Source organism: Neisseria canis (genome assembly GCF_900636765.1).
Classification (GTDB): domain Bacteria; phylum Pseudomonadota; class Gammaproteobacteria; order Burkholderiales; family Neisseriaceae; genus Neisseria; species Neisseria canis.
Genome location: NZ_LR134313.1, coordinates 435,912 through 449,398, shown reverse-complemented (window position 1 = coordinate 449,398; position 13,487 = coordinate 435,912). Strand labels below are relative to the sequence as shown.

The window sequence follows — 13,487 nt, the reverse complement described above, 5'->3', positions numbered from 1 at the left end:
AGGTTATTAATAGCAATGAAAGATACAAACCAAACAATGCTGCTAATATTTAAAAATATAGTTTTTTTTCCTATAATTACTTATTTTATTTGTCCTTTGCTTATCTTAATTAGCTTATTTTTTGTGCCGGAAGGTTATCAGGGTATTTTTATATATTCAAAAACAATACGAGGGACAAGTCAAAACAAATGGCTATTTGATATGTTAAGTTTTTATTCAATTATGTTTTTTTGTCTTTCAGTCGTGAAGTATGCTATTTGGGGATTACCTAATAATGTTAGCCAATTAATTGAAAAAAATTTTTATTCAAATAATGAGGGGAAAAGTGTCAGTGTAAATAAAATGTCTGCTATTTCTTATGCCATTTTAATATTTATATTGGCTTATATTTGTTTTTTTCATTATTTGAGGCAACAAATACCCCAAGAAATATAGAAGATTTTCAAAGAAATGCAGTTATCAATTTTTTTATTTTCTTTGTTTTAAAGTGTGTACCGACCGTAATAGCGACTTGTTTTTACATTCAGTCTATGGAGATTAGACGAAATGTCTTGCATTGAAAAACATAAAACTTACGGCATTAGGGCTAAGTTTATTATGACAAATAGGTTCTTTATAAAGTTTGCTTGTTATGATAAAAATGCCTGTCTGAAAGAGGTTTCAGACAGGCATTTTTATCAGGCCGGATTAATCTTTCAACTTAGCCAGTTGCGCTTGTACTTTCGCCATTTTGTCTTCCAACTCGGCCAGCTCCGCGCGGTCTTTTTCGACCAGATGTGCAGGGGCTTTGTCGGTGTAGCCGGGTTTGCTGAGTTTGGCGTTGAGTTTGTCCAACGCTTTTTGCAGCTTCTCGGCTTCTTTGTTCAGGCGGGCGGTTTCGGCGGCTTTGTCGATTTCCACTTTCAACATCAGACGCGCATTTTGGCAGACGGCCACCGGCGCATCTTCGCTTTCGGGCAGTTTGTCGACCAACTTGGCTTCGGTCAAACGCGCCATCATCGGCACATATTTCAGCAAGGCTTCCAAATCTTTGCCGCCTTCGACAAACAACGGTGCTTTCACGCTCGGTGCCAAGCCCATTTCGCCGCGCAGATTGCGCACCGCGCCGATTAAGTCTTGCAGTGCGGCCATTTTTTCAAACGCGGCAGGCACGATTTTTTCGTTGTCGGCAACCGGCCAAGCGGCCAGCATGATGCTGTCGGTTTTCTTGGCGTTTGCCAGTGGCGCAACGGCCTGCCACAGCTCTTCGGTGATGAACGGCATAATCGGATGCATTAGGCGCAGTACCACTTCCAACACGCGCACCAAAGTGCGGCGGGTGGCGCGCTGGGTGGATTCGCAGCCGGTTTGCAGTTGCACTTTCGCCAGCTCGATATACCAGTCGCAATACTCGTTCCACACGAATTCATACAGCGTTTGCGCCGCCAAATCAAAGCGGTAGGTATCGAATGCTTCGGCAACGGCGGCCTCGGTTTGTTGCAGGCGGCCGATAATCCATTGGTCGACAAAGCTGTACGCCAGCGGCAGGGTTTCGTCTTGGCCGCAGTCTTTTTCTTCGGTGTTCATCAACACGAAATTGGTGGCGTTCCACAGCTTGTTACAGAAATTGCGGTAGCCTTCGGCGCGTTTGAAATCGAAATTGATGCTGCGGCCGAGGCTGGCGTAGCTCGCCATCGTGAAGCGCAGCGCATCGGTGCCGAACACGGGAATGCCTTCGGGGAACAACTTTTCGGTGGCTTTTTTCACTTGCGGCGCTTTTTCGGGGCGGCGCAGACCGGTGGTGCGTTTCACCAGCAGGCTTTCGAGGTCGATGCCGTCGATTAAGTCGACAGGGTCAATCACGTTGCCTTCGGACTTCGACATTTTCTTGCCTTCGTGATCGCGCACCATGCCGTGGATATACACGTCTTTAAACGGCACTTTGCCGGTGAAGTGGGTGGTCATCATAATCATGCGCGCCACCCAGAAGAAGATGATTTCGTAGCCGGTTACCAATACGTTGCTCGGCAAGAAGGCTTTCAATTCTTCGGTTTCAGACGGCCAGCCCAAAGTGGAGAACGGCACCATTGCAGACGAGAACCAAGTGTCCAGCACGTCTTCGTCGCGGGTTAAGCCGCTTTTGCCTGCCAGTTTTTCCGCCTCTTCCTGATTGCGGGCAACGTAAACGCGGCCGTCTGAATCGTACCAAGCGGGAATCTGATGGCCCCACCACAGTTGGCGCGAAATACACCAGTCTTGGATATTGTTCATCCATTGGTTGTAGGTGTTGACCCAATTTTCGGGGATAAACTTCACTTGGCCGGAATCTACGGCGTGTTTGGCTTTTTCGGCCAAGCTCATGCCGGCAAACTCGCCAGCCGGTTTGCCGCCGTTGGGCTTCGCGTTCATCGCCACAAACCATTGGCTGGTCAGCATCGGCTCGATCACGCTGCCGGTGCGGTCGCCTTTCGGGGTCATCAAGGTGTGCGGTTTCACTTCCACCAACAAACCTTGCGCTTCCAAATCGGCGACGATTTGCTTGCGGGCGGCGAAGCGGTCCAAACCTGCGTAGGCTTCAGGCAAAACAATGCCTGTCTGAACCTCGCCTTTGTAGTTGAACACTTCGGCTTGGCTTAAAACTTTCGCTTCCAAATCAAACACGTTGATTAAAGCCGTATCGTGGCGCTTGCCGACTTCATAGTCATTGAAATCATGCGCGGGAGTAATCTTCACGCAGCCGGTGCCGAAGTCTTTTTCCACATATTCGTCGGCAATAATCGGAATGCGGCGGTTCGCCAACGGCAGCAGCAGTGCTTTGCCGATTAAGTGGGCATAGCGTTCGTCTTCGGGATGCACCGCCACCGCCACATCGCCCAATAAGGTTTCGGGGCGGGTAGTGGCGACGATGAGGCCGTCTGAAGGATTGTCGGCCAACGGATAACGGATGTGCCACATGCTGCCCTGCTCTTCCACGCTTTCCACTTCAAGGTCGGAAACGGCAGTACCGAGCACGGGATCCCAGTTTACCAAGCGTTTGCCGCGGTAAATCAAGCCCTGCTCAAACAGGCGCACGAACACTTCGGTAACGGTTTCGGCACGCACGTTGTCCATCGTGAAATATTCGCGGCTCCAGTCGGCAGAGCAGCCCATGCGGCGCATTTGTTCGGTAATCGTGCCGCCGGAAACATTTTTCCACTCCCACACTTTTTCCAAAAATCCTTCGCGGCCCAAATCGTGGCGCGAAACACCCTGCTCGGCCAACTGCCGCTCCACCACAATCTGCGTGGCGATACCGGCGTGGTCGGTACCGGGAATCCAGCAGGTGTTGCGGCCTTTCATGCGGTAATAGCGCGCGAGGCCGTCCATAATCGTTTGGTTGAAGGCATGACCCATGTGCAGGGTGCCGGTAACGTTGGGCGGGGGAAGCTGGATGGCAAAAGATTCGGTGCGGGAAAAATCAGGCTGGAAATAGCCTTGAGACTGCCAGTTTTGATAATGTTTGGCTTCGATTTCGGCGGGATTGTATTTGTCTAGCATGATGTTGTCTGCTGTGATTCTGAATAAAAATTAACTGGTTATTATATAGCGGCAAGCCTTGTGCAGACAAGGCGGGCATCCGTTGGGGTTTGTGTTGCAGCCGATAATAAAAAATTCAGACAGGCATTCCGGTATCTGAAATGCCTGTCTGAATTTTTATTGCGTTTCGATTATGATTTTTTGGTGCGCGAGTCCAACAAAAGTTGCTCGTAAAGTTCGGGGTTTTGCTCTTTCAGCATGGAAGCGACAGCCAGATCATCGCTGTTGATTTTGCTCAGATCCACTTTTTCGATGTGCACCAAGCGCAGCAGTTCGCGAACGGGTTTAGGCATGTTGCGGCCTGATTCGTAGCGTGAACCGCCGGATTGCGTTACGCCCAGTTTGCTCCAGAAATCAACTTGGTTCATGCCCAGATTGCGACGGATATCGCGGATATTATCGATTTTTTCAAAATTAGCCATTAGTACGTTTCCTTTTACCTATGTGATTGGTAATAACTTTATATATTGTTTTAAAAAGTCGTTTTTATGATGTTGCAAATTATGCATTTGCAGTATAAGGGCTTGCAGAATAATTTCAACTGTAATCGAATAAAATTGTGTTTGCTTAACATAAAAGCATATAAATTTGTGTGGGAAATGGAACAATATCAAAAAAGCGGGTTTACGGTAATAAATATATAATGCTGATTGCATATTATGTGTTTGATTAAAATATAAAACGCTGCCACGGTTTGATTAATATGGCAGCGTAATGTTTAGCGTTTTTATTGAACGGAAAGCTCTAGGGTTGGCCGGTTGCCGGACTGATGGTGAGGATTTCGTAACCGGTTTCGGTAACCAAAACTTCATGCTCCCATTGCGCGGAAAGCGAACGGTCTTTGGTAACGACCGTCCAGCCGTCGGCCAAGATGCGCAGATGGCGTTTACCTTGGTTAATCATCGGTTCGACCGTAAATATCATACCGGGTTTGAGCTCTGTGCCTTGTCCTTTTCTGCCGTAATGCAGCACTTGCGGCTCTTCGTGAAAGCCGCGCCCGATACCGTGGCCGCAAAATTCCTGCACCACGGAATAACCGGCATTTTCGGCAACCTGTTGGCAGGCGTGGCCGACGTCGCCCAAAGTGGCGCCGGGTTTTACGGCTTCGATGCCGGCCATCATGCTGGCGTGGGTAATGTCAATCAGGCGCTGTGCCTGCGGGCTGATCCGGCCTACGGCGAACATGCGGCTGGAATCGCCGTGGAAGCCGTCTTTTTTGATGGTAACGTCGATGTTGATGATGTCGCCTTCTTTCAGCGGTTTGTCGTCGGGGATGCCGTGGCAGATAACGTGGTTGACCGATGTGCAGCATGATTTGGGATAGGGCGGGTTGCCGTAGTTGAGCGGGGCGGGATAGCCGCCTTGTACATCGATATGGTAATCATGGAGGAGTTTGTCCAGCTCGTTGGTGGTTACGCCTGGTTTGACGAACTGGCCGATATAATCCAGCGCTTCTGCGGCGAGGCGGCCGAGTTCGCGCATTTTTTCGATTTCTTCGGGCGTTTTGATGATGATGGGCATGTGTTTCTCTGAAATAATTGGATAAAACGGAAAGATTATAACACTTTGCTTTGTTAAACCAATGTTGCGCTTAGCCGCATTTTAATGTTTTCATTGTTTTTTTGAAATCTTGGCTCATAGTTTCGCAGGCTTGGCTGTCGGCTTCTTTCAAGGCTTCCCGGGTTTCTTTGAAGGTTTCGAGGTAGGGGGCTGCGGTGGCTTTGGGCAGTCTGTTGTAGCAGGCTTCGAGTTGACGTACATAGGCTGCGCAGGCGGGCAGCAGGCCGTTGGCATCACGCAGTTGCCCGGGCGTTGCGGGCTTGGCTTCGGGCTGGGGTTCCGGCGGGGTTTCGGCCGGCGAGGCGGCGTGGGAAACGGTGTCGGCTTGCAGCGGCTCGGTATTGTTGCAGGCGGCCAGCAGGCAGGCGGTCAGCAAGGCGGGCAGGATTGATCTGTATGTGGTCATCGGGTTGTTTGATTTTGTTTTTATCGTTAAACGGCTTGGTGTCAAGATAATGTTTAACTGTTTATCATGTCGGGCTTTGCCCGTTCTCTCTGTGGCATGCCTGTCTGAAAGTTTTCAGACAGGCATGGTTTCGGCTGTTATTCGCAGCCGAGTGCGGCGGCTGTGCCGTTGAATTCTTCCGTCATCGTGGTTTTGCACACGTTACCGTCAGTGCCGGCCAAAGAGGTGCGCACGTCGTCTAAAGTGGCTTTCATTTCTGCGGCCGAGTCGTCCGGAAGCCGGTCGTAGCAGCGGCTCATGCGGTTAATCAGCGCTTCGCATGCCGGGGCGATTTTTCCGGTGGGCGACGGCGGTGTTGCTGCTGAGGCCGCCGTTGTGTTTATCGGGGAAGCAGGGGCAGGAGGTGGTGCGGGAACCGGAGTCGGGGCGGAGGCGGCGGGCGTGTTAACATGAGGTATCGAAGCTGCCGGAGGCAGGGCGTTGGTGTGTTCGCCGTTGTCGGTAATCCAGTTGTCGGAAGCGGATGATACGGGGGCCGCGGGCGGAGGTGGTGTTGGGTTGGACGCGGCTGAGGCGGCAGGGCTTTCTTCATTTTGGCCGCAGGCGCTGAGAAGGAGGGCTGTTGTGAGTGTGAAAAAAAACTTTTTCATATGCAAGATTCCTGTTCGGGGGTGGCAATGTTTATTGTAATAGTGTTGCTATTTACCGGATGGAAAGGCTTTTTTATGCCATTATGTTTAAATGCCTGTCTGAAAAGTTTCAGACAGGCATTGTGCTGCATAATAGATGCTTATTTAACGATTTGGTTCAGTTCGCCTTTGGCATAACGTGTAGCCATTTTATCAAGCGAAATCGGTTTGATCTTGGCGCCCTGACCTTCGCAGCCGAATGCCAGATAGCGGTCGATACACACTTGCTTCATGGCGTCTACGGTTTTGGCCAGATATTTGCGCGGGTCGAATTCGGCAGGATTCTCCGCCATAAATTTGCGGATGGCGCCGGTGGATGCAAGGCGCAGGTCGGTGTCGATATTCACTTTGCGCACGCCGTGTTTGATGCCTTCCACGATTTCTTCAACCGGTACGCCATAGGTTTCGCCGATACCGCCGCCGTGTTCGTTGATGATTTTCAGCCATTCTTGCGGCACTGAGCTTGAGCCGTGCATCACCAAGTGGGTGTTGGGCAGGGCTTCGTGGATTTCTTTGATGCGGTCGATACGCAACACGTCGCCGGTGGGCTTGCGGCTGAATTTGTAGGCGCCGTGGCTGGTACCGATGGCGATGGCCAGCGCGTCAACACCGGTGTCTTTCACGAAGCGCGTTGCGTCTTCCACGCTGGTAAGCATTTGGTCGTGGGAAAGTTTGCCCACGGCGCCCACGCCGTCTTCTTCGCCTGCTTCACCGGTTTCCAGGTTGCCCAGCACGCCGATTTCGCCTTCGACAGACACGCCGCAAGCGTGTGAAAATTCCACCACTTTGCGGGTTACATCCACATTGTATTCGTAGCTGGAAGGGGTTTTGCCGTCTTCCATCAGGGAGCCGTCCATCATCACGGATGAAAAGCCCAATTGGATGGAGCGTTGGCACACATCGGGCGATGTGCCGTGGTCTTGGTGCATCACTACGGGGATGTGCGGGAATTCTTCTACGGCAGCCAGAATTAAGTGGCGTAGAAACGGAGCGCCTGCGTATTTGCGCGCACCGGCGCTGGCTTGAACGATAACGGGGGCGCCGGTTTGGTCGGCGGCTTCCATGATGGCACGCATTTGCTCAAGGTTGTTTACGTTGAATGCGGGAAGACCGTAGCCGTTTTCTGCTGCATGGTCGAGTAATTGGCGCATGGATACAAGTGCCATTGTGGAATCTCCTGTTTGTAATCATGTGTAATTAATTAAGTCCGCGCTGATTATAGTGTGGTTTCGGGCAAAAATAAACCGCTGCGGATAATCGGTTTGAATCTGCCGCATATCAGCAGAAAACGGGTTTTGAGGCTGCTTGAAAATGCCTGTCTGAAAATGAAAAACGCTGCTTTGATTGGACAATCAAGCAGCGTTTGCATGGTTTACAGCGCTTTCCAGCGGGCTTGTGATTCGCGGATTACTTCTTTGGCTTCTTCCACGTCGCCCCATTTGGTTACTTGGGTGGTGCCCGGTTTTTTCAGGTCTTTGTAGTGGTTGAAGTGGAATTCGATTTGTTTGATCAGCTGTTGCGGCAAATCGCTTAAAGTTTGGTAGGCGTTGCCGTTGTTGCGGTCGTCGGCAGGCACGACAACGATTTTGTCGTCCACTTCGCCGTCGTCAACAAATTTCATCACGCCGATGATTTTGCCTTCCATGAAAATGCCGGTGGGCAGCGGGGTGTCGGTGATGATGAGTGCGTCTAGCTCGTCGCCGTCTTCGTCCAAAGTTTGCGGGATAAAACCGTAGTTGGTGGGTTTGGCGAAGGCAATCGGCTCAACACGGTCGAGCTGCATCACGGCCAGTTTGCGGTTCCATTCGATTTTGTGGTTGGAACCTGCGGGAATTTCAATGACCACATTGATGATGCCGCCATCTACATCGCCGGCATCAAGGATTTTGTTGAAGTCTGCCATTTTAGGGGATTCCTTGTTTTGGGTTGTTGGATTACAAATTTAAGTGCCGATTATAGCAAAACTGTTTTTCAAAAAGGCAATGCCTGTCTGAAAAAAGCAATGCCGAAATAAGCGGATTTTGTTGGCGGGCTGAAATAAAGATAGAATGATACTTGAGTTTATGACGGAAAACGGCTTGTAAAATCCGGATATTGCCAATCTTGCAGGCCCAAACTTGATTATAGGTTTTTGAAGAAAGAAATACACACTATGTGGCACATTGTCGCCATCGGCTATATTTTTACCACCATGATGTTTTCACTGGCGCAGCCGGATATTGCCAGAAAATTGATTTATCTGGTTTTTTGGACAATCCTGCCTACGCTGTTTACATTTTGGGTAGTGATGACGCGCAGGCGCAATAAACGCTTGAATAAAGAAGTGAATAACCAGGATAAATCCTTGCCTGATTAAGGAGATTTCTATATAATTTCGCGGCTTTCCCGATGAAAGCCTTTTTAATTTAATTTTTGAAACGCTCGCACCGTGCGCCGAAGGGTGCCTGTTCCAGCAGGTTCTGTGCGCCGGTGTTTGCAACTAACCCTTTGAAAAGGAATTTAAATGTCTCAAATTACCATGCGCCAAATGCTGGAAGCAGGCGTTCACTTCGGCCATCAAACCCGCTACTGGAACCCGAAAATGGAGCAATACATTTTCGGCGCACGCAACAAAATCCATATCATCAACCTGGAAAAAACCCTGCCTCTGTTCCAAGAAGCACAAGAAGTGGTACGCCGTTTGGCTGCTAATAAAGGCAATATCCTGTTTGTGGGCACTAAACGCCAGGCGCGTGAAATCGTGCGTGAAGAAGCAACCCGCGCCGGTATGCCTTATGTTGACTACCGTTGGTTGGGCGGTATGCTGACCAACTACAAAACCGTTAAGCAATCCATCAAACGCTTGGAAGAGAAAAAAGCCGTTTTGGAAAATGCCGAAGCCAGCGGTTACAACAAAAAAGAATTGTTGGATATGACCCGCGAAGTTGAAAAACTGGAGCGTTCTTTGGGCGGTATCAAAGATATGAAAGGTCTGCCTGACGCGATTTTCGTTATTGACACCGGCTATCAGCACGGTACTTTGGTGGAAGCGGCCAAGTTGGGCATTCCGGTTATCGCAGTAGTGGATACCAATAACAGCCCCGACGGTGTGAAACACGTTATTCCGGGCAATGACGATTCTGCCAAAGCCATCCGCTTGTACTGCCGCGGCATTGCCGATGCTGTGTTGGAAGGTAAAAACCAAGCAGTAGCTGAAACCGTAGCCGCTGCCCAAGAAGCTGCATCCGTTTAAGCTTCAGTATCGTATAAAGGGGCAGATGCCCCTTTAATTTATCCGCATTAGAATGCCTGTCTGAAAATTTACGGTTTCAGGCAAGCTTCGGATCTTTCAATATATGACAACACGGTCTCTGTCGTGTTTGCGTTTTCAAATTTTTAGGAGACAAAAATGTCTGCAATTACCGCAAAAATGGTTGCCGATCTGCGTGCCGCTACCGGCTTGGGCATGATGGAATGCAAAAAAGCTTTGGTTGAAGCCGAAGGCAATATGGAAAAAGCCGAAGAAATCCTGCGCATCAAATCCGGTGCCAAAGCCGGCAAACTGGCTGGCCGTACTGCTGCTGAAGGTGTGTTGGCATATGCCATCGAAGGCAATGTAGGTGCTTTGGTTGAAGTGAACTGTGAAACCGACTTCGTAGCCAAAGATGCCGGTTTTGTGGAGTTTGCCAATTTCGTAGCCAAAACTGCAGTTGAGAAAAAGCCTGCTTCTGTTGAAGAGTTGAGCGCTTTGGTTGAAGAAGAGCGTAAAGCCATCATCGCTAAATTGGGCGAAAACATGTCTGTACGCCGTTTCCAAGTGATTGAAACCGCTAATAATCTGACCGCCTATATTCACGGCGCTTTGGCTACTGAAGGCGTGTTGGTTGAGTTTAAAGGTGCTGAAGATGTTGCCCGCAAAGTGGGTATGCACATCGTTGCCGCGAAACCGCAATGTGTTTCTGAGAGCGAAGTAGATGCGGAAACTGTTGAAAAAGAACGCCGTATTTACACTCAACAAGCCATCGAATCAGGTAAGCCTGCCGAAATCGCCGAAAAAATGGTTGAAGGCCGTATCAAAAAATTCTTGGCTGAAGTAACTTTGAATGGCCAAGCATTTGTAATGAACCCTGATCAAACTGTAGCTCAGTTCTTGAAAGAAAACGGTGCTGAAGTGGTAAGCTTTGTGCGTTACAAAGTGGGCGACGGTATTGAGAAAAAAGAAGTGGACTACGCTGCCGAAGTGGCTGCTGCTGCTAAAGTATAAGCGGTTGGATATTGTTAACTGCAAAAATACCCGCCTTGTGCGGGTATTTTTATAAGCATATTTTTTACAAGCAACACCGTAGTAAAAGTTAAGTTGATTAACTATTAAAGCAACAACACAATCAGTCTCCTATTGCTATATATTGTCTTCGGCTTGCTGCGTTATATGAAAAATGTGTTGATCGACTCTGGCTGGTGTGTGGTCAGGGAATTTGAAATGCCTGTCTGAAATAGGGTTTTCAGGCAGGCATTCTTATGTACATAAGCTTGCTTTTGCTTCGGCGTTGTTGTGTTTGAGTTTACAAGGAACGGATTTTGTCAGTTGGTTGAAGCCGATAGTGCAAGAATGGGTTGGCTGACTTTGATAGTGTGGGTGATTTCGCTTAAATAAAAAAAGCTGCATTTTAAAAATGCAGCTTTCACGAAACCTGTGCCTTGCATCGCAAAGCAGTCTAAAGTTTTATTTCAGTTTGGTTTCTTTGTACATAACGTGCTTGCGGGCAACGGGATCAAATTTTTTGATCTCAAGTTTGCCGGGCATAGTACGTTTGTTTTTGGTAGTGGTGTAGAAGTGGCCAGTACCAGCAGAAGATTCCAGTTTGACTTTATCGCGCATGGCTTTATTCCTTTAAAAATTGAATTAAGCTTCGCCGCGAGCACGCATTTCGGCCAAAACGGCGTCGATGCCTACTTTATCGATGGTGCGCAATGCTGCGTTGGATACGCGCAGACGAACCCAGCGGTTTTCACTTTCTACCCAAAAACGGCGTGTTTGCAAGTTAGGCAAAAAACGACGTTTGGTTTTATTATTGGCGTGTGACACGTTGTTGCCGCTCATCGGGCGCTTACCGGTCACTTTACAAACTCGTGCCATGATTGGACTCCAAACTTCTTAATGAAAATAGTAAAACGCGATTTATACCATAAAATCCTGTTTCTATTCAAGCATGTTTTCTGAAAAAAGGATTTTATGGCGCCAAACCGCCGGAAATTGTTGTTTTTCCAAACACAAGGGGAAAGAGGCGGAATTATAACAAATTTTCTGCTGCTTGCCTATTTTTAGGCCGTGCCTGTCTGAAAAGCGTTCAGACAGGCACGGGCTTACTCGCTTTCCAAGCTGAGGTAGCTGCTTTGTTTGAGGGCTCGGAAGAATTCGGCGGTGTAGAGGTTGCGTTCGTTGCCGGAAAGTTTTGCCCAGCGGGTTTTTTCTTCAAATTTGTTGATTGCTTCCTGCGGCTGCAAATGCACATAGCGCAGCATGTCTTCGATGGTGTCGTGTTCTTCCATGCCGGCAAATTCTATTTGGCCGTTTTCACGCACATAGACGTTGACGGAATCGGTGTCGCCGAAGAGGTTGTGCATATCGCCCAGAATTTCCTGGTATGCGCCCACCATAAACACGCCGAGAATATAAGGTTCGCCTTCTTTCAGGGCGTGAACGGGCATGCTGGTTTCGATGCTTTGGCGGTCGACATATTGGCTGACTTTGCCGTCGGAATCGCAGGTTAAATCCTGCAATACGGCACGGCGGGTCGGCTGCTCGTTGAGGCGGTGTATCGGCATGATGGGGAGCACTTGGCCGATGGCCCATGTGTCGGGCAGGCTTTGGAACACGCTGAAATTGCAGAAGTATTTGTCGGCCAGTTTGTCGGTTAGGTCGTCATACACTTGCCGTTGGCTGCGGCCGCTGCTGGTAAGTTTCTGCTTAAGCCTGCGGCATAATACGGCGTGCAGCTGTTCGGCCAAGGCTTTTTCAGACAGGCTTATGCGCCCCTCTACGTAATTTTCGTTGACTTCCACTAAATAATGGCCGATGCGGTAATACGTTTCGGTAATCATTTCGCTGTCGATGCCTTTTTCCAGCAAAGTAACCAGCTTTTGGGTGGCAAACGATAATTCGGACACATTTTCTATCTGCGGCACTTCTTCTGGCAGGCGTTCCACATCGGTAACGTTCATCACCAACACGGCATGGTGCGCGGTCATGGCGCGGCCGGATTCGCTGAATACGTTGGGATGCGGAATGTTGTGTTCGTTGCAGTATTCTTGCAGCATGGAAATGATCACGTGCGAATATTCGCCGATGTCGTAGTTTACCGAGCTGGCGTTGCGCGAGTGGGTGCCGTCATAGTCCACACCCAAGCCGCCGCCTACGTCCACATAATCCACAGGCAAGCTCAACGAGCGCAGTTCGGCAAAGTAGCGCACGGCTTCTTTAAAGCTGGAGCGGTAATCGCCGATGTTGGCGATTTGTGAACCCATATGGAAGTGCATTAACCTTACGCATTCGCCCAATCCGGCGGCTTTGAGCTTTTCTGCGGCAGAAATCAGCTGAGCGGCGGAAAGGCCGAATTTGCCTTTTTCGCCGCCCGTGTCGGCCCATTTGCTGGAGGCCAGCGAAGAAAGGCGTACGCGCAGCCCGATATTGGCTTTGATGCCGAGTTTGGCTGATTCTTCAATCACCAAATCCACTTCGGCTTCTTTTTCAATCACGATAAATACTTCGTGCCCCAGCCGCTGGCCGATTAATGCCAGGCGGATGAAGTCGCGGTCTTTATAGCCGTTGCACACGATGATGCCGTTTTTCGGCGCATAAGCGAGCACAATCATCAGCTCGGGCTTGGAGCCGGCTTCCAAACCGATGGACACTTCATCGTTTTTCGGCACGATGATGTTTTTTACCACGCTTTCCTGCTGGTTGACCTTAATCGGGTAAATCGCCGTGTATTTGCCCTGATAATCAAGCTTGCGGATGGAGCGGTTGAAGGCTTTGCACAAACGGAATACTCTGTCTTGCAGAATATCGGGGAAGCGGAACAACATGGGCAGGTCTTGCCCGCGGCCGTTGAGCTGCTGCACCAGATCATACAGGCTGATTTCCGTGCCGTGTTCGGGGTTGGGTTTCACCATCACCTCGCCCGCTTCGGATACTGAAAAATAGCCGTCGCCCCAGTGGCGGATGCCGTAAAGGCCGGCGCTCTCTGCCGCATTCCATGTCATGAATCGGATTCCTTGTTAAGCGTGTATTTCATAAA

General features: G+C 49.5%; 15 protein-coding genes. 4 read left to right on the top strand and 11 right to left on the bottom strand.

Annotated elements, in window-relative coordinates; genetic code table 11:
• Positions 1 to 15: 15 nt before the first annotated feature.
• A complete protein-coding gene (locus tag EL143_RS02150) occupies positions 16 to 435 on the top strand; it encodes a hypothetical protein (RefSeq protein ID WP_126326507.1) in 420 nt (139 codons plus the stop codon).
• A gap of 252 nt (positions 436 to 687) precedes the next feature.
• Here the strand turns inward: EL143_RS02150 and EL143_RS02145 are convergent, their stop codons facing one another.
• The 8 genes from EL143_RS02145 to EL143_RS02115 all read right to left on the bottom strand — a co-directional run bounded on the left by EL143_RS02145 (position 688) and on the right by EL143_RS02115 (position 8,113).
• Positions 688 to 3,516, bottom strand: a complete 2,829-nt coding sequence (locus EL143_RS02145; protein WP_085415487.1) for a valine--tRNA ligase — start codon at positions 3,514 to 3,516, stop codon at positions 688 to 690.
• Between the two features lie 170 nt (positions 3,517 to 3,686).
• Positions 3,687 to 3,977, bottom strand: a complete 291-nt coding sequence (locus EL143_RS02140; protein WP_085415486.1) for a helix-turn-helix domain-containing protein — start codon at positions 3,975 to 3,977, stop codon at positions 3,687 to 3,689.
• A 322-nt stretch (positions 3,978 to 4,299) separates the two neighbouring features.
• Positions 4,300 to 5,076 carry a type I methionyl aminopeptidase gene (gene map / locus EL143_RS02135; protein ID WP_085415484.1) on the bottom strand — a complete coding sequence of 259 codons (777 nt, stop codon included), beginning with the start codon at positions 5,074 to 5,076 and terminating at the stop codon, positions 4,300 to 4,302.
• Between the two features lie 70 nt (positions 5,077 to 5,146).
• Positions 5,147 to 5,521 (bottom strand): hypothetical protein, encoded by a 375-nt coding sequence (locus EL143_RS02130; RefSeq protein WP_085415483.1) that lies wholly within the window; start codon positions 5,519 to 5,521, stop codon positions 5,147 to 5,149.
• Between the two features lie 137 nt (positions 5,522 to 5,658).
• Positions 5,659 to 6,171 (bottom strand): hypothetical protein, encoded by a 513-nt coding sequence (locus EL143_RS02125; RefSeq protein WP_085415482.1) that lies wholly within the window; start codon positions 6,169 to 6,171, stop codon positions 5,659 to 5,661.
• A 140-nt stretch (positions 6,172 to 6,311) separates the two neighbouring features.
• Positions 6,312 to 7,376, bottom strand: a complete 1,065-nt coding sequence (fba, locus tag EL143_RS02120) for a class II fructose-bisphosphate aldolase (RefSeq protein ID WP_085415481.1) — start codon at positions 7,374 to 7,376, stop codon at positions 6,312 to 6,314.
• A 50-nt stretch (positions 7,377 to 7,426) separates the two neighbouring features.
• The gene (locus EL143_RS12200; RefSeq protein ID WP_158087806.1) at positions 7,427 to 7,579 is read right to left on the bottom strand and encodes a hypothetical protein; all 153 of its coding nucleotides are present in this window, start codon (positions 7,577 to 7,579) and stop codon (positions 7,427 to 7,429) included.
• Between the two features lie 3 nt (positions 7,580 to 7,582).
• Positions 7,583 to 8,113 (bottom strand): inorganic diphosphatase, encoded by a 531-nt coding sequence (locus tag EL143_RS02115; RefSeq protein ID WP_085415480.1) that lies wholly within the window; start codon positions 8,111 to 8,113, stop codon positions 7,583 to 7,585.
• Between the two features lie 249 nt (positions 8,114 to 8,362).
• Between EL143_RS02115 and EL143_RS02110 the strand changes: the two genes are divergently transcribed.
• The 3 genes from EL143_RS02110 (at position 8,363) to tsf (ending at position 10,453) form a co-directional block, all read left to right on the top strand.
• Positions 8,363 to 8,566: a hypothetical protein gene (locus EL143_RS02110; protein ID WP_085415479.1), complete on the top strand. Its 204-nt coding sequence runs from the start codon at positions 8,363 to 8,365 to the stop codon at positions 8,564 to 8,566.
• A gap of 147 nt (positions 8,567 to 8,713) precedes the next feature.
• Positions 8,714 to 9,442, top strand: a complete 729-nt coding sequence (gene rpsB / locus EL143_RS02105; RefSeq protein ID WP_085415478.1) for a 30S ribosomal protein S2 — start codon at positions 8,714 to 8,716, stop codon at positions 9,440 to 9,442.
• Positions 9,443 to 9,598: 156 nt separating this feature from the next.
• A complete protein-coding gene (tsf, locus tag EL143_RS02100) occupies positions 9,599 to 10,453 on the top strand; it encodes a translation elongation factor Ts (RefSeq protein WP_085415477.1) in 855 nt (284 codons plus the stop codon).
• Between the two features lie 459 nt (positions 10,454 to 10,912).
• Here tsf and rpmG read toward each other — a convergent pair whose 3' ends face one another.
• The 3 genes from rpmG to speA form a co-directional block, all read right to left on the bottom strand.
• Positions 10,913 to 11,068, bottom strand: coding sequence for a 50S ribosomal protein L33 (gene rpmG, locus EL143_RS02095; protein WP_085415476.1), 156 nt, complete (start codon positions 11,066 to 11,068; stop codon positions 10,913 to 10,915).
• 24 nt (positions 11,069 to 11,092) lie between these two features.
• A complete protein-coding gene (rpmB, locus tag EL143_RS02090; protein WP_085415475.1) occupies positions 11,093 to 11,326 on the bottom strand; it encodes a 50S ribosomal protein L28 in 234 nt (77 codons plus the stop codon).
• Between the two features lie 227 nt (positions 11,327 to 11,553).
• Positions 11,554 to 13,452, bottom strand: a complete 1,899-nt coding sequence (gene speA / locus EL143_RS02085; protein ID WP_085415474.1) for an arginine decarboxylase — start codon at positions 13,450 to 13,452, stop codon at positions 11,554 to 11,556.
• Positions 13,453 to 13,487 lie beyond the last annotated feature (35 nt).